The organism is Streptomyces sp. NBC_00207 (assembly GCF_045160965.1).
Classification (GTDB): Bacteria; Actinomycetota; Actinomycetes; order Streptomycetales; family Streptomycetaceae; genus Streptomyces.
This window is the reverse complement of record NZ_CP130715.1, coordinates 7,189,536-7,211,736: the sequence shown is the minus strand read 5'-3', so window position 1 is coordinate 7,211,736 and position 22,201 is coordinate 7,189,536. Positions and strand designations below refer to the sequence as shown.

Sequence of the window (22,201 nt, the reverse complement as noted above, 5' to 3'; positions counted from 1 at the left end):
CCGGCCGTCACACTGCCAGCGATGCCCTCGTCGTGTTACAACCCCCCACTGAGCACGGTCTGTTGCGTGCTCAGATCCCGTATACAGGGACAAGGTATGCCCACGGATGTTCGTTGATTGCGGTTTTGAGGAAATGCCGATGACGCAGTTTGCCGACGTTCCGTCAGGTTCGCTCGAGGAGCGTGCCGTCCTTCTCGTCGTGCAGCGCGCCGGTGCGCGGGCACTCCCATACGCCGGGCTCGCCCGCGCGCTCCACCAGACGGACACCGGCCCGGCCCACCCAGCCGATCCGCCGCGCCGGCACACCCGCCACGAGCGCGAAGTCCGGTACGTCCTTCGACACGACCGCGCCGGCCGCGACCAGTGCCCAGCGTCCGACCCGCACCCCGGCGACGCACACCGAGCGGGCCCCCAGCGAGGCCCCCTCGGCGACCACGACCCCGGCGGGCTCCCAGTCGCCGTCGCGCTTGAGCCGGCCGTCGGGTTCGACCGCGCGGGGGTAGAAGTCGTTGGTGAGGACGGCCGCCGGACCGATGAACACCCCGTCGCCGAGCTCGGCCGGCTCGTATACGAGCGCGTAGTTCTGGAGCTTCACGTGGTTCCCGATCCGCACGCCGGGCCCGACGTACGCCCCGCGCCCCACGATGCACCCGCGTCCGAGCCGGGCGTCCTCCCGTATCTGCGCCAGATCCCAGATCGTGGTCCCCTCACCGAGCTCGGCGCTCTCGTCGACCTGGGAGGAGGGTTGGATGCGGACACTCACGGCGCGGTCCCCTTACGGTTCGCGAGGCATTCGGACGTACGGACGCACGCACGTCCGTACGGGCCGAGCATATGCGCCGCCGGGTCACCCCACCGGTTGATCAACCAACCGTCCGGAAACAGGATTTGGCCGGTTTCACGCCCTGCCGCGCCCTGCCGCCGGGACGGTCAGAGGAGGCGTTCGGGGACGGAGCCGGCCGGGACGGTGCGCGTGTGGAGGCGGCCGTCGGGGGCCCGGAACTCCACGCCGCCCATCGGGTCGGCCGTGACCTCTCCGACGACGGCGGACTGACGGCCGTAGGGGTGGGCGCGCAGCGCCGCCAGGACCCGGGCGGTGCGCTCCGGCGGGACGAACAGGCAGAGGCAGCCGGCGCAGGCCGCGTCCAGGGGGGCCAGGCCGCGGGCCCCGAGGGCCACCCGGGCCTCGTACCGCACGGGCAGGGCGGCCTCCTCGACGCACAGCGTCAGGCCCCGGCCCGCGGCGCACTGGCGCAGCACCTCCGCCAGGCCTCCCGCGACCACCGTGCGGGCGTGGTGGAGGTCCGCGCCCACCGCCCGCAGCAGGCCGCCGAGCGGGGCGCAGTCGCTGGGCACGTGGTGCTCGTACCCGAGGCCGTCGCGCAGCGAGACCAGGTGGGCGGCGTGGCTGCCCAGCGGCCCGGTCACCAGGATGCGGTCGCCCGGCCGGACCGAGTCGAGGTCCAGGGCCGGTGCCCCGGGGACCGCCACTCCGAAGACGGTCGCGGTGACGAAGACCCGGTCGGCCTCTCCCGCGCGGACGACCTGGGTGTCGACGGCCGCGATCGTGACCCCGGCCTCGGCGGCGGCGGAGCGCACCGAAGCGGTGAGCCTGTGCACCAGCTCCAGCGGCAGCCCGGCCTCCAGCACGATGCCGAGGGCGATGTGCCGGGGTTCGGCGCCGGTGACGGCCAGTTCGTTGACGGCTCCGCAGACGGCGACCCGTCCGATGTCGCCGTTGCCGAAGAAGGGCGGGTCGACGACGTACGTGCCGGTCCGGACGATGACGCTCCGGTCCGGGAGGAGCTCTTCCTCGATCAGGGCCCGTACCCCCGGACCGAAACCGACCTGGGCCGCTTCCCACCCCTGTGTGTACGTCACGCCATCCCCCGATGCCCGCGAGCCTTGATCGTCCCATCATCCTGCGCCTGCGGGGTCCCGCATACCCGTGTCACCCGAACGGCGAGGGATGAGGGGTCAGTAGGGGCGGCGGCCCGTACGTCCGTATCCGCGCAGCAGGAAGACGGCGCCAGCGGTGGCCAGCGCCGGGAGGAGGGCGAAGCCGGCCAGCATGCCCAGTTCGGCGGTCGTGCTCTGCCCGGCGGCGCGGCCGGTGCCGGAGGAGACGTAGCCGGAGAGCTGGAGCACGAGGCCGTAGAGGAAGGGGCCGAGGGCGACGCCGAGCCCCTCGCCGGTGGTGAACAGGCCGGACAGGACGCCCGCCTGGCGGCGCTCGGTGCGGGCGGTGTCATCGGCGATGCACTCCGGCAGCAGCGCGTACAGGAAGAGCAGCTGGCCCGCGTGGCCGGTGCCCGCGAGCGCCATGGTGGCGAGCACCGCCGCCGGGGGCAGCACCGGCGCCGCGAGGAAGAGCAGGCAGCCGGCCGCGAAGAGCGCGGAGGCGAAGGCGTGGCCGCGGCGGCCGCGCAGCCGCGACCAGAGCGGGAGGGTCAGCAGGTTGGGGGCGACGAACGCGGCCACCATGGGGCCGACCCCGGCGGAGTCGTGCAGCACGTGGTCGGCGAAGTACGGTGCGCCCGCGAGGAGGACCCCGGTCGCGACGGACTGGAGGACCACGCATCGCAGCAGTGCCGTGAAGGAGGGGTTGCCGCGGGCGGCCGCGAACTGGCGGCGCAGGCTGGGTTCGCTCTCCAGGACCCGGCCGGAGCGGCCGCCGGAGGTGCCGGCGAAGACCCACAGCGCGCCCAGGGCGATGACCGCCGCGCCGAACACGCCGACCCAGCGGTGCCCGGCGAGGCCGCCGCCACCGGCTTCGACCAAGGCGGGAGCGGCGGCGCCGGTGACGAGGGCCGCCACCCCGATGACCGCGACCCGCCCGCCGACCAGCCGCATCCGGTCCTCGTCGCGGTCGGCGAGCTCGGCGGGCATGGCGACGTACGGCACTTGGAAGAAGGCGAACGCGGTGGCGGTGAGCAGGTAGCCGGCGGCGGTGAACCAGGCGCCGGCGGTGCCCGGCAGGGGGCCCGCGAAGGTCAGCGCGAAGGCCAGGGCCATCGCGAGGCCACCGCCCAGGACGTACGGGCGGCGGGCGCCCCAGCGGGTGCGGGTGCGGTCGCTGGCCCGCCCGACCAGGGGGTTGAGCAGCGCGTCCCACGCCTTGGGGACGAAGACGATCACGCCGGCCAGCGCGGCGCCCACGCCCAGGGTGTCCGTGAGGTACGGGAGCAGGAGCAGGCCGGGGAGCGTGGTGAAGGTACCGGTGACGAGCGATCCGGAGGCGTAGCCGAACCGGAGCCGGGCGGCCGGGCCGGCCGGCGCCCGGCCCGGCGGTCCCGACGGGGCCGGTGCTGCCGGTGCCGTCGGTCCTCCCGCCGGCTCCGCACGGTCCGGTACGGCGCGGGGGGTGCGCGCGGACCCTGTGGTGGCCATCGGGGGCTCCCTTCCGGGATCGGGGAGAGCAGTGGTCCGAAGGCCCCGCCCGAAGGGTGGGGGACGTCCCGGGGGCGGGGCCTCGATACGAACAGTGCGTCCGGCCGCATGGACCTCGCTAAAGCCCCGCGGGCCCGGAGCGGCCGGCGGGGCGGGACGAGTTCCTGCCATGCACGTTGCTGACACCGGCGCCAGGTGGCCGCCCGCTCCGCCGCCGCTCCACCATGGCTGCAGAGAAGGAGAGGGACATGACAGTCGACAACGGCACGACCTCGCCCCCCACCATCCATGGACACGCGACCGCGGGCACCCAGCACCTGATCCACCGTCCGCCCACGCGGGCGTACTACGCCCTGGACGCTCCCAGCCTGGGGGAGGAGCACTTCACCCTCGTCGGCGCGACTCCCGTCACCCACCCGCTCTTCAACGACGGCCCGGGGTACTTCCACGACCTGCAGATCGCCACCGAGATGGTGCGCGAGATCGGCGAGTTCGTCGGGCACCGCTACTTCGGCGTGCCGGACGACCGGCCCGGCCTCTTCTACCGCTTCACCCTCGACTTCAGCGACCTCTCCGCCTGGCGCACGGACGCGGGCGCCGCCGGCCCCGTCCCCCTCGCGACCCACATCACGGCCCGCCCGGCGAACGTGGTGGCCGAGGTGCCGCGCGGGCTCGACTTCCACCTCCAGGTCACCATCGACGGCCGCCCCTGCGCGACGGGCGCCGCCGGCCTGGTCTTCCTCATGCCGAAGCTGTACCGCAAGCACGTGGAGCACTCCCGGCAGGCCCTGCAGGCCGCGCCCGAGCTCGACGACGCCCCGGACGGCCCGCTGCACCCGGTCGACTCCGCCGAGGCGGGCCGCTACGCCCCCGAGAACATCGTGATCAGCGAACCGACCGACGTCTCGCGCGGCCGGCTCAGCACCTGGCTGCTCTCCACCCGGGTCAGCCCCGTGTTCACCGGCGAGGACGGCCAGTACAGCGGTCTGCACCTGATGGAGGCACTGCGCCAGACCTCGCTGCTCGCCTCGGGCCGCGCGCACGGACTCAACCCCGCCCGCAGCACGCTGGGCGCCTGCCAGGTGCACTTCCGCGGGCCGGCGGAGCGCGATCTGCCGCTGCGCTGCGTGGCGGTGGCCGGGCCGCTGGGGCGGGACGACGAGGGGCGGCCGACCGTTCCCGTCACGCTCACCCTGACGCAGCGTCGCCGGGCCGTCGCCGAGGCCCGTACCTCCGTGGTGCAGGACTACTGAGCACCATGCGCTTCGGGATTCTGGGCCCGCTTGAGGTCACCGGCGGTACGGGCCCCACGGACACCGGCCGGGTGACGTCGTACGCCCCGCAGGCCGCCAAACTGCGGGTCGTCCTCGGCACGTTGCTGGTCCGGGCGAACGAGGTCGTGTCGGTGGAGAGCCTCATCGACGAGCTCTGGCCGGACGCGCCGCCGCGCACCGCCACGACGACGCTCCAGGTGTACGTCTCCCACCTGCGCAAGACCCTGCAGAGCGCCGACCCGGAGCACGGCCGGGAAGCGCTGGTCACCCGCCGGCCGGGCTACCTGCTGCGGGTCGGGCCGGACGCGGTCGACGGCACGGCCTTCGAGGACCTGTCCCGGCGCGGCCACCAGGCCCTGCAGGCGGGCGACTTCGCCACCGCGGCCGATCTGCAGCGGCGGGCGCTCGCGCTGTGGCGGGGGCCGGTGCTGTCGGACACCCCGCACGGTCCCGTACTGGAGGGAGCGGCCGTCCGCCTGGCGGAGGCGCGCACCACCGCGCTCGACGAGCGCATCCGGGCCGAGCTCCACCTCGGACTGCACCGTGAACTGGTCGCCGAACTCCAGGAGCTGGTCGCCGAGCACCGCATGCACGAGGAGTTCCACACCCATCTGATGGTGGCGCTGTACCGGTGCGGCCGGCAGGCCGAGGCCTTACGGGTGTTCGCCCTGCTGCGCGAGACCCTCGTCGAGGAGCTGGGGATCGAGCCGGGGCCGGCGTCGAGCCGGCTCCAGCGGCGCATCCTGGAGGGCGACCCGGCGCTGTCGAGGTCCGGGGCCGGGACCAGGGCCAGGACGGTGAGCGCGACGGGGCCGGAGACCGGGACGCGGGGCGCGGGCGCGGCGCCGGCCGGCACCGAAGGCGCGTACGGCGAGCGCACGGCGGGCGGGGGCGGGACCACCGGCGGGGACGCCGACGCCGGGGCTTCCGCAGGCGGCCGGTCCGCGGCGCTCGCGTCGCTGCTGCCCGCCGCCGACCCCTGCTTCACCGCCCGGGCAGACGAACTCACCGCACTGGAGCGGATGCTGCGCAGCGCCCCGGCGGGCGGCTGCGTCGCCGTGACGGGCATGCCCGGCGCCGGCAAGACCGCCCTCGCGGTCGAGGCCGCGCACCGGGTTGCGGACGCCTTCCCCGACGGGCGGATCTTCCTGGACCTCCAGGACGGGGAGAGCGCGTCCGCGGAGCGGGAGCAGGCCCTGGACCGGCTCCTGCACCGGGCCGGCGATCCCCCCTCCGCGGCGGACGGCCCCTCCACGGCCCCCCGCGTCCTGCTGATCCTGGACGGCGTCACCTCCGAGACCCAGGTGCGGCCCCTGCTGCCCGCGCTGCGGGGCGCCGTGGTGCTGCTCACCGCGCGCCGCGTGCCCTCCGGGCTCCCCGGGCTGCGGTCCGTGGTGCTCGGGCCGTGGCGTCCCGAGGAGGCCGGGCGGCTCGCCGGCCTGTTCACCGGGCGCGCCGGAACCCGCGCGGTGACGCGCGGCGGCGCCCCCGTCCTCGATCCGGGCCCTGCCCCCGATCCGGACACGGTCGCCGAGATCGCCGAACTGTGCGGGCGGCTGCCGCTCGCCGTACGGGCCGCCGCCGCGCAGCTCGCGGCCCGGCCGCACTGGACGGCCGCCACCCTCGCGGACCGGCTGCGGGACGAGAGCGGCCGCCTGGACGCACTGCGGACCGGCGACGTGGACGTACGGGCCCGCCTCCTGGAGGCGTACGCGGCGTGCCCCGACGAGCAGCGGCGCGCGTTCCGGCTGCTGTCCCTGCTGCCTCCCGGGCGCTTCGGCGCCCGCGAGGCCGCCGCCGCGCTGGACGTGACCGGGCCGCAGGCCTCGGCGGCTCTGGAGGCCCTGGCCGACGAGCGGCTGGTGGCGGTGGACCGGGACGGCTGGCACCTCCCGGAGCTGCTGCGGCTGCTGGCGGTGGAGCGGCTGGCCCTGGAGGAGCAGCCCGGGGCGGCGCGTGCGGGGGCCGAGCGCGTGTGCCGGGCGTACGCGGTCGCCTCCGCGGAGCCCGGTCACGTACCGGACCAGGGGGCGCGCGGGCTCGTACGCCTGGCCAGGACCGCGTACGACGCCGGGCTGTGGGAGCTGACCGTACAGCTGACGGACGCCCTGGCCGGCGGATCGGTGCAGGACGAGGGCGAGGCCGCCTACACGCTGGCCCTGGACGCCGCCGAGCGGTGCGGGGACCGGTCGGCCCGGGCGCGGATGCTGCGCTCGCTCGGCGATCTCGCCTGGCAGTACCGGCGCGTGGAGCGGGCCCACGAGCTGTTCTCCGGGGCGCTGGCGCTCGCCCGGGCGGCGGACGACGAGGAGGAGGCGGCGCGCGCCCTGGTCGGGCTGGCCGAACTGCGGCTGGACGCCGGGGAGTCGGCGGAGGCCGCCGCCCTGCTGGAGCCCGCCCTCGCCGCCCTGTCGGCCCCCGGCCGCACGCGGGGCCGGTACGAGGCGAGCCGGGCGCGGGCGCTGCTGGCGCTGGCGCAGGAGGGGCCGGAGACCGCGCGGGCCTGGTTCGGCGAGTGCCTGGAGCTGGCGGGCGCGCTGCGCGACCACCGGCTGGAGGTGTACGCGTTGCGCTCGCTGCGCGCGCTGAGCACCCCGTCCGGGCCGGGAGCCGGTGCCGGTGCCGGCTCCGGTTCCGGTTCCGCGGCGACGCGTGCCGTGGAGATCCGTCCGGGGCTGTGGCGGATCCAGCCGGCCGGTGTCCGCGCGTGAACGGGAGGCAGCCGTCGCCGGGCCGGGTGACGGAACTGGTCGGCCGCGAGCTCGAGGCCGCCGCGCTGCGGGAGCGGTTGCGGGACCCGTCGGTGCGGCTGCTGACCGTGACCGGGCGGGCCGGCGTGGGCAAGAGCCGGCTGGCCGTGGAGGTCGTACGGGAGATCGGCGGGGAGTTCGCGCGGGTGGAGCACCTGGACCCCGCGGTCGCGCGCCCGGATCAGCCGGAACAGCCGGAGCCGCACGACCTGCCGGGCCTGCCCGGCCTGCCCGGCCTGCCCGGCCGGATCCTGGTGGTGCTCGACGGCTGCGACCACGAGGCGCGCCCGGCCGCCGCCGCGGCCGTGGAGGCCCTCGCCGGTGACCCGCGCGTGGTGGTGCTGGCCACCGCCGTGGAGCCGCTCGGCGTGTACGGGGAGCAGCTGCTGCCGGTGGCGCCGCTGCCCGTGCCCGGGCCGCGGCGCGGGCCGGCCGGCGGCGCCGCCGATCCGCACGAGGTGCAGGAGGCGGCCTCGGTCGCGCTGTTCGTGCGCCGGGCCCGGGACGCCGACCCCTCCTTCGCGCTCACCGAGGAGAACGCCGGGGCCGTCGCCGAGATCTGCACGCTGCTCGGCGGCCTGCCGCTGGCCGTCGAACTCGCCGCGGGGCGGCTGCGGTTGTTCCCCCCGCACCTGTTGCCGGCGCGCCTGCGCGGCCGTACGACCATCCTGTCGGGCGGTCCGGCGAACGCGCCCGAGCGGCACCGCTCGCTGGCCGCGCTCGCCGAGTGGAGCTGCCGCGGCCTGGACGACGGCGCCCGCGCCCTGCTGGGCCGGCTCTCGGTGTACGAGCCCGGTTTCGGCCTGTCGGCGGCCGGGCTGTCGGCCGAGGCGGCCGTCGAGACCCTGCTGGACCGCGGGCTGCTCGCCGTGGTGGGCGAGGAGCAGGGGGAGCTGCGGCTGGCCGTGCCCGAGCCCGTACGGTCGCACTGCCGGGCCGAGTTGGCGGATGCGGGCCGTGAGGGTGCGGCACTGGACGCACACGCGGAGCGCTACCGGCTGCTGGTGGCCGCTGCCCTGCCGGGCCTGCGCGGCACCGAACAGGAGCGACTGCTGCGCGAGTTGGCGGCCGAGGGGGAGAACGTGGGCGGCGCCCTGCGGCGGCTGCGCGAACACGGCGACAGCGGGACGGCGGCCGCGCTGGTGCTCGGTTGCCGCCTTCCTTGGCTGGCGCAGGGACGGCTGCGGGAGGCACTGGAGTGGTGTGACGACATCACCGAGGCGGGCGGGGCGGCGCTGCCCGAGGCCGTACGGTCCCGGCTCGCCGACATGTCCGGCGTCTTCGCGCTGGCCCTCGGCGATCCCCTGGAGGCGGTCCGCCGCCACCGGCACGCACTGGCCCTGGGCAAGTCCGTCGGCGACCGCCGGCAGAACGCGCTCGCCTCCGCCCGGCTCGGCGCGGCCCTGCTGCGGGCCGGCGATCCGGCGGGCGCGCGGGCCGTCCTGGTGACCGCCCTCAGCGCGCTGGAGTCGATGGGCGTGACCGGGGGCGCGGCCGAGGCGGCGGGCTCGCTCGCGGCCGTCCTCCGCGCCGAGGGGGACCGGCGCAAGGCGCAGGAGCTGCTGGAGCGGTCCGTGGAGACGTTCCGGCGGATCCGCGACGGGCGGGGGCTCGCGGGCGCCCTGCGGACCGCGGCCGCGCTCGCCCTGGAGGGCGACGAGCCGGACCGGGCCGACCGGGCGCTGCGGGAGAGCCTGCGGCTGTACGGGGCCTACGGCGAGCGGACCGAACTGCCGGGCGCTCTGGAGGAGTTCTCCCTGCTGCTGCTCCGCACCGCGCCCGCCCAGCGGCCGCGGACGGTACGGCTGCTGGCGGCGGCCGACACCCTGCGCGGCGAGACGGGGGCGGAGGTGCCGGACGAGTGGCGGTCCGCGGCCGAGCGGGCCCGTACGGAACTGAGCGCGCGCCTCGGCTGGACCGACTTCGCCGTGGCCTGGGCGGAGGGCGTCCGGATGACCGTGCCCGCGGCGGTGGCGGAGGCCCTTTCGGCGCCCGCGCCCTCGCGGCGCGCCGCGGCCGGGACGGCCCCCGAGGCGCAGTCGCTCACCCCGCGGCAGGTCCAGGTGGCCCTGCTGGTCTCCGAAGGCATGACGAACCGTCAGATAGCAGCCAAGCTCGACATCTCCGAGTGGACCGTCGTCAACCACGTCCGCCACGTGATGCGCCGCCTCGGGTGCAGTTCGCGCGTGCAGGTCGCCGGGGCGGTGGGCCGATGGGCCTGACCGGCTCCGCCGCGCCCGGTACGGCGGACGCACGCCCGGGGCGGACCCCCGCCCGCCCGCTGGACCTGGTCCCGCCCGCCGAGGTCGCGGACCGGTTCCGGGCCGCCGGGTGGTGGCGCACGCAGACCTTCCTCGACGACCTGTACCGTACGGCCGCCCGCGCGCCCGAGCGCCCCGCGATCGTCTCCGAGCGCGCCCACCGGCCCGTCGGCCTGCGCCGGGTCACCCTCACCTACGCCCAGCTCGCCCAGTACGTCGACCGGTTCGCCGGCGCCCTGGCCTCCCTCGGGGTCGCCCCGGGCGATCCGGTCGCCTTCCAGCTGCCCGACTGGTGGGAGACCGCGGCGCTCACCCTCGCCTGTCTGCGGGTCGGCGCGGTCGCCGTGCCTGTACTGCCGACGGTACGGGCCCACGGGCTGCACCGGATCCTGGACGGCACCCGGGCCCGGATCTGCGTGGTGCCCGACGTCTGGGAGGGCTTCGCGCACGCGGAGGCCCTGGCGGACCTCGCCGGACGGCTGCCGTGGCTGCGCCACCGAGTCGTCCTGGGGGACGCCGCGGCGACCGGGGCGATCGATTTCGGCGCGTACTTCCGGCGCACCGCCCACGAGCGCACCGAGGCGGGCCTGCGCAGCCGGCCGCGCGGCGGGCGGGCCGACCGGCCCGCGCTCCTGATCAGCGTCATGGGACTGCGGGACGCGTACACCTCGGTGCTGCACTCCCCCAACACCCTGTACGCCAACATCTCCGCCCAGAGCGGGCCCGACGGCCCGGGGCGGCGGCCGGGCGAGGTCTTCCTGAGCACGCTGCCGCTCACCTCGCTGGCCTCGCTGATCTACACCGTGTGCTGGCCGCTGGCGGTCGGCGGGACGGGGGTCTGCCTGGACGTGTGGGATCCGGGCCGGTGCCTGGACCTGATGGCCTCCGCCGGAGTGGACCAGGTCTACGCGGAGCCGGCCTACCTGGCCGAGCTGGTCACCGCGCAGCGGCGGCGCCCCCGGGAGACGGACCGGCTGCGGCTGGTGCTGTCGGGGGGCCGCACCAGCACCCCGGCGCCGCTCGCCGCCGAACTCCGCGAGGTGTTCCGCGTACCGGTGCTCTCCGTGTGGGGGGCGCCCGAACTCGGCATGGGCGCGCTCTCCGGGGACACCGCGCAGGGTGGTGACGGCGTCCGCCCGCTGCGGGGGCTGGAGGTGTCGGCCGCGGACGCGACGTCGCCCCTCGAGGTGCGCGGCCCGTCGGTCTGCCTGGCCACCTGGCGTCACGGCGCTCCGGCGCCGGTGGCCACCTGGGAGCAGGGGGACGGCTGGCTCGGCACGGGGGATATGGCGACGGCCGACCGGCACGGCGGGATACGGGTCCTGGCCCGGGCCGGCACGCGGACCGGCGCCATCTTCATGGTTCCGGTCGCCGAGGTCGAGGAGCAACTGCTGGCCCACCCCCGGGTGCGGGAGGCGGCGGTCGTCGCCTACACCGATCCCGAGCACGGGGAGCTGCCCTGCGCCGTCGTGGTCCCGACCGCCCTGGACCGGCCGCCGGGGCCGGCCGAACTGCGCGAGCACCTGGTCTCGCTGGGCGTCGCGGAGGCCTTCCTGCCCACGAGGCTGGAGATCGTCGGCGCGCTGCCGCGCGACGAGGGGGGCCGGGTCCGCCGGGGCGCCCTGCGAAACTGGCTGGCCCGGCTCCGACCGGGCGGCCCCCGCCCGGCCCCGGACTGACCGGCGGCCCGGCGGTCCGGCGGTCCGGCCGGATCAAGGGAGCCGGGCGGATCGGTGCGGCCTCGGCCGGGCACGCCGCTGGCCTTGCCGGGCGGATCGGTTCGGGTGGGGCCGGGCGCGCGCCGGGGCGTCTCCTCGGGCGCCGAACGTGACGGGGGGTCGGAGGGCCGAGCCCCGTTGCGTTCGACGCCCTGCGGGGAGCGCCCCGACACACACCCGACCCGACAGGAGCCGGCAGGTTCCACTTCAGCCCCTGCAACCTTCCGGCTTCACCGCACCAAGCGGCCTCGCCGCACCTTCCAGCCCCGCCGCACCTTCCAGCCCCGCCGCACCAACCAGCCCCGCCGGCGTTTGAGGCGCGGGGTCCGGGGCGGAGCCCCGATCCTTGAGCCGCACCGTCCCACCCCGCCCCACGAACCAGCCCCGCCGGCGTTTGAGGCGCGGGGTCCGGGGCGGAGCCCCGATCTTTGGGCCGCACCGTCCCACCCCGCCGCCCGCTCAGAAGCAGAGCCTCCGCAGACGGTCTAGCCGGCGATCTCGCGGGCCAGTGCGCCCAGTTCGGTGCGCCAGGCGCGGGGGATCCGGGCGCCGGTCACGGCCTCGTCCGCGCGGACCACGAGGGCGGCGATCGTCTCCTCGGCCCGTTCCCGTGCCTGCGCGTCGAAGAACACGTCGCGCAGGAACTGGGCGTCGCCGTCGAAGCCCGGGCCGCCGCTGAGGAATCCGCGGATCCGCCAGGCGGCGTGCACGGCCCGGGCGTACTCCTCGTAGGCCTCGCCCAGATCCTCGCGGCCGGCGAGCGCGGCGCCCATCAGCAGGGAGTGGCGCAGGCCGTACCAGCCTGCGCCGCAGCCGCTGCCGCAGCCGTCCAGGCACTGGCCCGGCCAGGCGTCGTCGAGGTACTCGGTCGCCGCGGCGGCCTCCATGTGCGCGCCGATCGCCCGCTCGGCGCGCAGGTCGTCCCACAACCGCCGGGCCTCGTGCGGCAGCCCGACCGCGAGCCGGTCCCCGTAGGCGAGGGCCAGGTCCCCGGCGAGGACGGCGGTGCCCTCCCCGAACCGGCGCGGTTCGCCCCGCCAGCCGTTGCGCTCGTGCTCGGCGGCATGGCTGATGTGCAGGGTCGGGATGCCCCGGCGCAGCGGCGCGTTGTCCCGTACGTCCGCGCGGATCACCAGGCAGGTGTCGAGCAGTTCGAGTGCGGCGGCCGCGGTCACCGCGTCCTGCGCCTCCGGGTCGCCGCCGGCGGCGAGGTACCCGGTGAGGCAGATCGCGGGGCGGGCCCGTTCCCCGCCGGCCTGGACGAGCTCGGCCACGCCCATCACCAGGACGGCGCTGCGCGGGTCGGACGTACGCCGGTTGCGGTGCTCCTCGGCGAGCAGTCCGGCGAGTCGCTCCTCGACCCGGTCGATCATGGCGTCGCGAACCTGTCCGGGCGACGCGGTGCGCCACGGCTGGTCGTGTGTCGGTGTGGTCATGGTGCCCTCCCTGCGGGCTACGTCCTCATGACCGACTCTCCCGCACGCCGGGCGCGGAAGCCACCGAAGAGCGTGCACCGGCAGGTTCCGGCGTGCGCGGCGGGGCCGGGAGTCCCTGTTGTCTGCCATGCACGGGCGGGAAGGGATTGGCTTGCCATCACCTTGTCATACCGGGACCCCCGCCGCCTCAGACGAGCTCCGCGACGCCCGGCCGGAGGTCGGCCGGGAGCGCCTGCCGGCCGGGGATGTTCAGTTTCCGGTAGACCCGGGTCAGGTGCTGCTCCACCGTACTCACGGTGATGAAGAGCTTCTTCGCGATCTCCCGGTTGGTGTGGCCGTGCACCGCGAGCAGGGCCACCCGCCGCTCCGACTCGCTGAGGCTCGCCACCAGTCCGGCGTCCGGCGCCCCGGCCGCCTCCGGTGCCTCGTCGTCCTCACCGGTGCGGCCGGGCCAGATCTTCACGCACAGGGCCTCGGCCCCGCTCTCCTTGGCCAGGTGCCAGGCCCTGCGGTCGACCATGGCCGCCCGTGCCGGTTCGCCGACCTCGCGCAGCACCTGGCCGAAATCGCCCATGGCGCGGGCCAGTTCGTACTGGTCCCCGGAGCGCTGCAGTTCGTCGACGGCCCGGGCTAGCATCGCCTGCCGCTCCCTCGGCTCGCGCAGGGACGCCCGCAGCCGCAGTGACATGCCGCGTACCCAGGGGTCGGAGGCGTCCCGCGTGGTCAGCTGGTCGGCGAGGAACCGCTCCGCCCGGTGGGCCTCGCCGAGCCGGATCAGGGCCTCGGCCGCGTCCGAGCGCCAGGGCAGGACCCGGGGCCGGTCCAGGCCCCACCGCTTCATGTGGCGGCCGATGTCCAGGAAGTCGCCGAGGGCCGCGTGGAACCGGCTCGTCGCCAGCGCGTACTGGCCCCGGGCGCGCAGGTGGCCCAGCACGTGGATGCTTCCCGCCAGTTCGGCGGGGACCGGCCGGCTCAGGACGGCCGCCGCCTCCTCGGGCCGGCCCATGGCGATGCGGGCCCGGGCCAGCGTTCCCGCCACCGCGCTCAGCAGGATGCCGCCGCGCCGCCCCGGAGCCGACCGCAGGACCTCCTCGGCGGTGTCCGCCGCGCCCGTCAGGTCGCCCGTGCGCAACCGCGCCTCGGCGAGCAGTCCGGCGAACGCGGCCCGCCAGCCGGTGGCTCCGCGCTGGGTGGCCTGCCGGACGAACTCCTCGCACCAGGGCAGCGCAGAGGCCGGGCCGTCCAGGTACAGCAGGGTGCGCAGGGCCTGCGCCACCGGTTCGACCGTGCCCTCGGCGAGGGCGGCTCCGCGCAGGAACAGTTCGGCGGCGTGGACGGCCGCGCCCTCCTCCGCCTCCCCCGGGAGGGTCCACAGGGAGGCCGGGTGGGCGGCGGCCCGGGCGGGGCGGACCGCCGGGTGCGGCCCGCCCTCGGCGGGGGCGCCGCGGCGGGCGGAGGCCGCCCACTGGGGGAATGCCGAGAGGCCGTCCAGTGGGTCCGGCTCCGCGACGCCGGCGCGGCGCCCGTCGGCGGGCGCGAGCCGTTCCAGTACGTCGGCCGCCGCGTCGATGCGGCCCTGGGCGGCGAGTGCCCGGGCCAGCGAGCCGAGCGCGTGCGGGTCCAGTCCGCCGCCGGCCACGGCGGCCAGGGGGGCCGCGAGGTGGTGTTCGGCGGCGGCCGGGTCGGTGCGGCCGGCGACGGTGCTGAGCCTGACGCTCACTTCGGCGCGCAGCGCGTCGTCCGGGCACGCCTCGTGGGCGAGCCGCAGCAGGGCCACGGCCAGGTCGAGCTCCCCGTCCGCGATGTGCTGGTCGGCGGCGGAGCGCAGGACCGGCAGGGCCCATTCCGCACGGGTGTGCCGTGCGGCGAGGAGCTGCGCGGCGACCGCGGTGTCGGGCGCGCCCGACGCACGGGCCAGCAGGGCGGCTTCGCGGTGCAGGGCCGGTCTGTCCGCCGGGTCCGTCCGGTCGAGTACGGCGGCCCGCGCGGCCGGGTGGCGGAACCCGCCCCCGGGGGCGAGCAGGCCCGCGGCCTCCAGGTCCGTGAGCGCCCGGGCCGCGGTGCCCTCGGCGGCGCCGGTCAGCCGTGCGAGGCGGGCGGGGGTCGCGAGGTCGTCGAGTACGGCGATCGCCCCGGCCAGTTCGGCCGTGGCGGGACCGCTGCGGTGGAGGCAGGCGAGGACGGCCTGGGCGTAGCAGTCGCCTGGCCGGGCCTGCGGGTCCTGGAGCAGGGCCCGCAGCAGCAGCGGGTTTCCGCCGCTGGCCTCGTACAGCCGGTCGGCTTCCGTCTCGGTGCGGTCCGCCGTCATCGCGCGGACGGCCTCGGGGGCGAGGCGCTGCAGGCGCAGCCGCGCGAAGTGGGGCAACCGGATCAGCTCGGTGCTCAGCAGCGGGTCGTCGCCGTGTTCGTGGGCGGATGCGGCGAGCACCAGCAGGACGCCGGCCTGCCGGGTGCCGCGCGCGAGGTGCAGCAGGTAGCGGCGGGAGAGCTCGTCGACGTGGTGCAGGTCGTCGACGAGGACGGCCACCGGGGCGGCGGCGCTCAGTGCGCGGACGGCCGCGGCGAAGGCCCGCATGGCCTCGACCCGGTCCGCCTCGTCCGGCGCCGGCGGCGCGGGCAGCGCACCGGCCGGGGCGTCGGCGGCCAGCTGGCGCAGGACGCCCAGCGGATGGCCTTGTTCGGCGGCGGTGCCGATGGCGCGCAAAACGGTTCCGCCGCGGCTCTCGGCCTGTCCGGCGGCCGTTTCCAGGAATTCGGTCTTTCCACAGCCGACCGCACCTTCGACGAGCAGCAGCCCGGAATTGCCGGATGCGCATCCCGAAAGCAGCGCATCTAATAGAGACATTTCCTCGGCGCGCCGGAACAAAAGCATAAGAGTCCCCCAGTGTCCCGGTTCCGCATCTTCGGCAGGAAAGCGCGAGCGCGGAAAGGGATGTTCGAGCGTGGAGCGAGCAAGAATTCAGGATCAGTCTAGGCGGGGACTAGGGGGCCCACACTGTCCGGAAGCTGCCAGGCATCAATTCCCGGGGCCGGTGACGGGGAAGATCCGGCGCGGGGTGTCCCGCGGGTGGCCGGGGGTCTGCCACTCCCGCGGATATCCGACGGACACCTCCTCGAACCGCACGCCGTCGTACCAGGTGGTGCGCGGGATGTGGAGGTGGCCGTAGACGACTGCGGCGGCCCGGAACCGGGTGTGCCAGTCGGCGGTGAGCTCGGTGCCGCACCACTGGGCGAACTCCGGGTGCCGCAGGATCCGGGTGGGGGTGCGCACGAGCGGGAAGTGGTTGACGAGCACGGTGCGCAGGTCGGGGTCGCAGGCGGCGAGCCGCTGCTCGGTGGCGGCGACCCGGGCCCGGCACCAGGCCTCCCGGGAGGTGTAGGGGTCGGGGTGCAGCATGAACTCGTCCGTGCACACCACTCCGGCCTGGTACGCCTGCTCCAGGGCCTCTTCCTTGGTGGCGGCCGTGGGGGTGCGGAAGCTGTAGTCGTACAGCAGGAAGAGGGGGGCCACGATGAGCGGGCCGCCCGGCCCCGACCAGACGGGGTACGGGTCCTCGGGCGTGTGCACGCCGAAGGAGCGGCAGATCTCGACCAGCCGGCGGTAGCGCGCCTCCCCGCGCAGGGGGTGCGGATCGTCCCGTACGGTCCACAGTTCGTGGTTCCCGGGCGCCCACACCACGGTGGCGTAGCGCCGGGTGAGCAGGTCGAGCACCCATCGGAGGTCGTCGAGCGACTCGCTCACGTCGCCGGCCACGATGAGCCAGTCGGCGGGACTGTCGGGATACAGCTCCTCGACGATCCGGCGGTTCTCCGGGAATCCGACATGGAGGTCGCTGATACCCATGAGGTTTCCGTGCGGCATTCCGTGAGTGTGGACGGCCGGCTGCGGCATGAACACCCCTTCCCTACCCCTCAATTGACGAGAACGAACCCCTGTTCGGCCACATGGCAGGGAGATGACAATGCCGTGCGGCCGGCTGCCAGTCTGCCCGCAGGCGGCGGGCGGACGGACCGGCGGATGGCAGCAGCCTGGGAGAGAACCGGGGTTACTCCGGGTCAGTCCGCTTGACCTGGGACTTCGTTCCTGGTCGGGGCGGAGCGACGGCGTGAGTGTGGGAGCTGTCAGACCGAAACAGCGACCCGAGGGAATGCCGTGCTCACAAAGCTCCTGCCCGCGAACGTCGCGACCGCCGAAGCCACCACCGACCCTGCCGACGTCTTCCTCTACCCCGAGGAGGAGCACCTGATCCGCAATGCCGTACCCAAACGGCGGCTGGAGTTCGGGACGGTCAGGTGGTGCGCCCGTCGCGCCATGGGACAGCTGGGCCTGCCGCCCGCTCCCGTGATGCCGGGCCGGCGCGGTGTCCCGCAGTGGGCGCCTTCGGTCGTGGGATCCATGACCCACTGCGCCGGTTTCCGGGGTGTGGCACTGGCCCGCAGCGCCGAGTTCGCCTCCGTGGGAGTCGACGCGGAGCCCAACGCCCCCATGCCGGAAGGAGTCCTCGACTCGATCGCACTGCCCGATGAGCTCCGTCTCGTACGGGAGCTGGAGCGGGCGGTGCCCGAGGTGGCGTGGGACCGGCTGCTCTTCAGCATCAAGGAGGCCGTCTACAAGACGTGGTTCCCGCTCACGGGACAGGAACTCGACTTCACCGACGCCCTGGTGAGCGTCGACCCGGTGCAGGAGACCTTCCACGCCCGGCTCCTGCCGGATCCCTCCACGCTCTCCCCGGCCGGGCCGACCGCGTTCAGCGGCCGCTGGTCGGCGGAGAACGACGTACTGCTGAGTGCCATAGCGGTGCCGGCTGCCCGGCTCGCCGCCGTGGGCGCTCCGGTACGCAGAAGCGCTCCCCGCATCTGCCGTGCGGGGAGCGCCTTCTGAACCGCTAGCCGTGGAGGCCGGTCACCCCCATCGGTCGTCCTCCGGTACGACACCCACTTCCGGGGTGTCCGCATCGAGCACGACGGTGATCACGGACTCGGCGGACGCGTTCGACACCACCGGGCCCGCCATGGCCTGAACTCCCACCGCTAATACCACACTCGCCACGGCAGTCAAGCAAATCGAAGATACCTTAACGGAAACTGTTCTCACGACTTCCCCCAGTCGAAGATCGGGATCCACTCCACCCGTACCTCCGGACCCTTACGTCTCGGTGGCTCCGGGTGATGCGAACAGAGTGCTTGATCTCGATCAGCCACGCCAAGGGCGGTACGTTGGCGTAAAGTTACGTGGCAGCAATTACACCGATCAGCGGGGGCTGGGATGTTTACTGGGGAGGGCTCGGATTCAGGGTTCGCCGAGCTGGACGACATCAGCGCCACCGCGTACGGGCTGGCGGTGGAGTGCGGCCGCTTCGTGCGCGATCAGATCGCCGAGCAGCTGTCACTGACGCCCGAAGAGGTCGTACGGGTGGAGCAGGTGCTGGCCGGGGTCCGCCTGTTGCAGTCCATGCCGGGGAACGCCGGCGAGCTCACCCCCGTCACACCCGATGTCGCGGCCGCCTCCCTGGTGGGTCCCGCCGAACGGCACATACGCGACCTGCAGCAGGCGGTCACCGACGTCCGGGCCAAGCTGCTGTCCCTGACACCCCTGTACTTCGAGGGGCGCCGCCTGCGCAACCGGCTGGAGGCCTTCGACGTCATCACCGACGTCTCCCGGATCCAGGCGATGCTCGACCACCTGAGTCAGAGCTGCAAGAGCGAGCTGCTCACCGTCCAGCCCGGCGGCGCACGCCCGGCGGATCTGCTCGCGGAGGCCAGGGACTCGGCCCTGTCCACCCTCTCCCGCGGCGTCCGGATCCGGACGATCTATCAGCACACCGCCCGCAACGACCTGCCCACCCGCTCCTACGTCCGCGAGGTCAGCGAACGGGGCGCGGAGATCCGCACCGCGGACGAAGTCATCGACCGGCTGATCATCTACGACCGGGAGGTCGTCTTCCTGCCGGAACGCACCCATGGCGACAGCGCGCCCGGTGCGGCCATCGTCCGCGAGCCCACGCTCGTGGCGTTCCTGTGCTCCGTCTTCGAGTACCTGTGGGACGGCGCCTCGCCGTACGTCGTCGAATCCCAGCGCTCCCCCGCTTCCTCGGACGAGCTCAAGTGGTCGATCATCCGGCTGATGACCAAGGGGTACAAGGACGAGATGGTCGCGCGCCGGCTCGGCATGTCCGTGCGGACCTGCCGCCGCCACATCGCCGAGATCACCGAGGAGCTGGAGGCCACCAGCCGCTTCCAGGCCGGCTACAACGCCGCCCGGCAGGAGATGCTCTCCGGGGGGTCGGTTCCCTCCTTGTCGTGATCCCGGCGATGTGCCCTCAGCGGGCGGCGCCCTCGCCGTACGCCGTCCCGTCCCACGCGATCCCGTCGTACGCCGCCTCCTCGTACGCCGTCTCGTCGAGCGCCTCCGTGATCGCGTCCACGCAGTCCTGGTCGAGCATCGTGGTGACGTGGGCGTCCTGGAGCCGGCCGAAGCCCGCGTCGTACACCGCGGCGCTGACGACGTAGCCGTCGGCGACCGGGAACGTACGGAAGATCCACTCGTCCCCGGTGCCTGCGGTCCCGTCCGGCCGCTGGACCCGCACGGCCCTGCCGTCCGGACCGAATCCGAACTCCGTGAACCGGAACTGCATGCCCTGGCCGATGGCCTTGCTGTAGGCCTCCTTGAGGGTCCACAGCCGCACCAGCGCGTCGTTGCGCTCCGCCACGGGCATCCCGGACAGCAGCACCGACTCGTACGGCGTGCAGATGTGCCGGCCCAGCCCGCCGGCGTGCATCTCGCGGTCGGCCCGCTCCGCGTCCACCCCGATGAGGCCGGTGGTCGTCAGTCCGACGAGCAGCAGGTCCTCGGTGTGGCTGAGGCTGATGTCGATCTGGTCGCAGCCGCGCAGGTACGGCCGGCCGGTCGGCCCGTAGGCCAGTTCCAGGTCCGCTGGATCGCTGTCGAGCACCGCGCCCGCCGCGTGCTTCAGGAGCATCCGGGAGGCGATGTAGCGGCCGCGTACGTCCGCGTGCGTCAGGTCGAGGTAGCGCGTCCAGTCCCGGCCGAGCAGCTCGCGCAGCCCGTCGCCGGACGGCACGCGCGGCTCCATGTCCCTCAGCCACGCGTAGACCAGCGCCGTGCCGTGGGCGGCGAGGTCGTCCCTGACCCGGTCCCACGAGTCGCCTCCCGGTACCACGGCGACGGGCTCACCGAGCGGTGGGCCGAGCGAGGGGCTGCCCGGGGCGGTCATCCGTACTCCTTCACGAGGGTGTGGATCTCCCGGAGGCGGTGCGCCTCCAGCAGACGGTGTACCGGTACCCGGTGGCCCGACTCCTCCAGGAGGGCCACCAGGCGAAGCAGGTTCAGCGAGTCCCAGCCGGGCAGGTCCACCAGTGCGGTGTCCGCGCCCTCGGGAATCGCGATGTCCAGGCCGAGGTCGTCACGGACCGTCCGCAGGAACACGTCGAGGCTATCGAGGCTCATCCGTCCGTCTTCCCCCTGGGGTTTCGGTGATGCGCACGTGCGCCGGGACTTCCGGCACCCGCGCCAGGTCGTGGTGGAACTCCACCGCCGTGTCCGCCGGCCCGCCGGTACCCGCCCGCGCGAAGCCGCAGGACGGGTAGAAGCCGCGGGCGCGGTGGTTGCGCGGGGTGGGGACGTACCGGGCGGTCACCCCGGCCAGTCCGAGGGCGCGGGCCTGCTCCAACAGCACCGCGATACAGGCGTGTTCGACCCCGCGGGCGAGCACCCGGCAGCTGAGCCACATGTTGTCCAGCAGCAGGACCCCCTCCGCCACGGTCCCGAGCACCGCCCCGACCAGGCCGTTGTCGCCGAACCGGTCCGCGCTGCGGGCGGCGAGCAGCAGTCGCGCCGGGTCGGCGGCCAGGGCGGCCAGTTCGGACTCCGTGTGGCCCCCGCCGGCCAGGTTGAACTGGTTGGTGCGCAGGGTCAGCTGCGACATGCGGGCGAACTCGTGGGGGCGGGGCGGGCCGAGCCCGACCCGCACCTCCAGCGCCCGCAGGAACTCCTCGTGCGAGCCCGAACCCGCCTGCAGCTCCCGGCGCTCGCGCTGCCGGTGGTACTCGCCGGTCCTGGCCCGGTCCTCCTCGGTCAGCCGCAGGGTGTCGAACCAGCCGTCGGCGAGCAGCCGGGTCACGTGGAGCGCGGGTTCCCCGTCGAGCGCCACGACGGCCACCTCGGGCGCCCCGTGCCGGACCAGGGCGCGCTCGGCCGGTGAGTCGTCGGCGAAGACGAGGGCGTCGGCGGCGAGGTCCAGCGCTCGCGCGATGTCGGCCAGATTGGCGTCCTTGGGCTCCCAGTTGGCGTTGATCCGCACGAAGTCGGCTTCGCGCAGCACCAGATCGGGGTGGGTGCTCAGCGCCCCGCGGACCGGTCCCTCGTCGTTCTTGCTGCTGACCGCGAGGAGCACGCCCTGGGAGCCGAGCTGTTTGACGCACTTCTGGAAGGCCCCGAACGCCTCCCCGCGCAGGGTGCCGGCCGCCGCGATTCCCTCGGGCCCCTCCTCGCCGAGCACCCCGTCCCACAGGGTGTTGTCGAGGTCGAGCACCAGGCACTTGCGGACCCGGCCGGCCAGCGCGCGGGCCAGGTGGCCGACCTCCCGGGCGTAGGCGGCGAGGAGTTCCGCGCCGAGCTGGACCTTGGCGTGGCGGGCCAGCCGCGGGTCGGTGACCGGTCCGCCCTCGCCGACCAGCGGTTCCAGGTCGATCACCACGAGCCGGGGGGCGGAGGCGGCGAGCCTCAGCAGGCGGGCGTTGAACTCCCTCCACACGGCTCCCAGGAGGGCCCGGGAGCGGTGGTCGATCAGCTGGTGGCTGTAGCCGCGCGGCAGGGGAAGGGTGTTGAGCACCAGGGTCCCCGGGGCCGCCCCGGCCAGCACGGCGCACCGGGTCAGGACCTCCTCGGCCGCGCGTTCCACGTCCTCGGGCCGCCACACCGCGGGAACCTGCGCGAAGACGGTCTCGGCGTCCAGCAGGCACAGGGCGAGGTCCGGCCGGGCCGTCCACAGCTCGCCGCCGGGGTCGGTCAGGTCGCGCAGGTACGTGCCGTGTTCGCCGAGCACCGGCTTCAGCAGCATGCCGTGGCGGGCCAGTTCGCCCCGGAGCGGGTCGACGACGTGGCCGACGGTGGACTGGCCGGTGACCGCCACCGTCACGACGGGGGTCAGCGGGTGGTGGGCCAGCACGGCGTCGGCGTCGAGTCCGCCGAGCAGCCGACCGGCCGCGGACGCCGTCCCTCCGGCCGTCCCGGGGCCGGGGCCGCCGGGCCCGCCCTCCTGTGCGAGCAGCCCGGGCACCCGGTCGTACGCCTTCTCCAGCAGACCCTGCGCGCGCAGTTCGCGCAGCCGGTCCAGTCCCGTCGTCATCGAC

General features: G+C 75.1%; 15 protein-coding genes. 6 read left to right on the top strand and 9 right to left on the bottom strand.

The features are described 5' to 3' along the window. Positions 1 to 163 precede the first annotated feature (163 nt). From OG472_RS33555 to OG472_RS33545, 3 genes are all read right to left on the bottom strand, one after another. Complete coding sequence (locus OG472_RS33555) at positions 164 to 763, bottom strand: DapH/DapD/GlmU-related protein (RefSeq protein WP_383570283.1); 600 nt, start codon at positions 761 to 763, stop codon at positions 164 to 166. A 167-nt stretch (positions 764 to 930) separates the two neighbouring features. Further along, positions 931 to 1,881, bottom strand: a complete 951-nt coding sequence (locus tag OG472_RS33550) for an AIR synthase-related protein (protein WP_405832626.1) — start codon at positions 1,879 to 1,881, stop codon at positions 931 to 933. A 96-nt stretch (positions 1,882 to 1,977) separates the two neighbouring features. Next, positions 1,978 to 3,390 carry an MFS transporter gene (locus OG472_RS33545; RefSeq protein WP_405832625.1) on the bottom strand — a complete coding sequence of 471 codons (1,413 nt, stop codon included), beginning with the start codon at positions 3,388 to 3,390 and terminating at the stop codon, positions 1,978 to 1,980. 248 nt (positions 3,391 to 3,638) lie between these two features. Between OG472_RS33545 and OG472_RS33540 the strand changes: the two genes are divergently transcribed. From OG472_RS33540 to OG472_RS33525, 4 genes are read left to right on the top strand one after another with little or no spacing between them, the layout of a single operon-like run. Further along, the gene (locus OG472_RS33540) at positions 3,639 to 4,643 is read left to right on the top strand and encodes an AfsA-related hotdog domain-containing protein (RefSeq protein WP_405832623.1); all 1,005 of its coding nucleotides are present in this window, start codon (positions 3,639 to 3,641) and stop codon (positions 4,641 to 4,643) included. 5 nt (positions 4,644 to 4,648) lie between these two features. Beyond that, positions 4,649 to 7,375: a BTAD domain-containing putative transcriptional regulator gene (locus tag OG472_RS33535; protein WP_405942358.1), complete on the top strand. Its 2,727-nt coding sequence runs from the start codon at positions 4,649 to 4,651 to the stop codon at positions 7,373 to 7,375. Continuing rightward, entirely contained in the window at positions 7,372 to 9,636 is a 2,265-nt protein-coding gene (locus OG472_RS33530; RefSeq protein WP_405942357.1) for an ATP-binding protein, read from the top strand. Before OG472_RS33535 ends, OG472_RS33530 begins: the two co-directional genes overlap by 4 nt. Beyond that, a complete protein-coding gene (locus tag OG472_RS33525; protein WP_405832620.1) occupies positions 9,627 to 11,354 on the top strand; it encodes an AMP-binding protein in 1,728 nt (575 codons plus the stop codon). The genes OG472_RS33530 and OG472_RS33525 overlap by 10 nt, the downstream gene beginning before the upstream one ends. A 524-nt stretch (positions 11,355 to 11,878) precedes the next feature. Here the strand turns inward: OG472_RS33525 and OG472_RS33520 are convergent. The 3 genes from OG472_RS33520 to OG472_RS33510 form a co-directional block, all read right to left on the bottom strand. After that, positions 11,879 to 12,829, bottom strand: coding sequence for a polyprenyl synthetase family protein (locus OG472_RS33520; RefSeq protein WP_405832618.1), 951 nt, complete (start codon positions 12,827 to 12,829; stop codon positions 11,879 to 11,881). 187 nt (positions 12,830 to 13,016) lie between these two features. Next, entirely contained in the window at positions 13,017 to 15,701 is a 2,685-nt protein-coding gene (locus tag OG472_RS33515; protein WP_405942356.1) for an AAA family ATPase, read from the bottom strand. Positions 15,702 to 15,845: 144 nt separating this feature from the next. Next, a complete protein-coding gene (locus OG472_RS33510; RefSeq protein ID WP_401612547.1) occupies positions 15,846 to 16,673 on the bottom strand; it encodes a metallophosphoesterase family protein in 828 nt (275 codons plus the stop codon). A gap of 309 nt (positions 16,674 to 16,982) precedes the next feature. Between OG472_RS33510 and OG472_RS33505 the strand changes: the two genes are divergently transcribed. Both OG472_RS33505 and OG472_RS33500 read left to right on the top strand, forming a co-directional pair. Then, the gene (locus tag OG472_RS33505; protein ID WP_405832615.1) at positions 16,983 to 17,711 is read left to right on the top strand and encodes a 4'-phosphopantetheinyl transferase; all 729 of its coding nucleotides are present in this window, start codon (positions 16,983 to 16,985) and stop codon (positions 17,709 to 17,711) included. Positions 17,712 to 18,095: 384 nt separating this feature from the next. After that, positions 18,096 to 19,133: a LuxR C-terminal-related transcriptional regulator gene (locus OG472_RS33500; protein WP_401612553.1), complete on the top strand. Its 1,038-nt coding sequence runs from the start codon at positions 18,096 to 18,098 to the stop codon at positions 19,131 to 19,133. Positions 19,134 to 19,149: 16 nt separating this feature from the next. Here OG472_RS33500 and OG472_RS33495 read toward each other — a convergent pair whose 3' ends face one another. The 3 genes from OG472_RS33495 to OG472_RS33485 are packed head-to-tail and all read right to left on the bottom strand — an operon-like array spanning position 19,150 to position 22,197. Beyond that, positions 19,150 to 20,064: a 4'-phosphopantetheinyl transferase family protein gene (locus OG472_RS33495; RefSeq protein ID WP_405942355.1), complete on the bottom strand. Its 915-nt coding sequence runs from the start codon at positions 20,062 to 20,064 to the stop codon at positions 19,150 to 19,152. Beyond that, on the bottom strand, positions 20,061 to 20,297 hold the full coding sequence (locus OG472_RS33490; RefSeq protein WP_319731376.1) for a phosphopantetheine-binding protein: 237 nt from the start codon (positions 20,295 to 20,297) through the stop codon (positions 20,061 to 20,063). The genes OG472_RS33495 and OG472_RS33490 overlap by 4 nt, the downstream gene beginning before the upstream one ends. Beyond that, positions 20,284 to 22,197, bottom strand: coding sequence for an HAD-IIIC family phosphatase (locus tag OG472_RS33485; RefSeq protein WP_405942354.1), 1,914 nt, complete (start codon positions 22,195 to 22,197; stop codon positions 20,284 to 20,286). The genes OG472_RS33490 and OG472_RS33485 overlap by 14 nt, the downstream gene beginning before the upstream one ends. Positions 22,198 to 22,201: the final 4 nt, after the last annotated feature.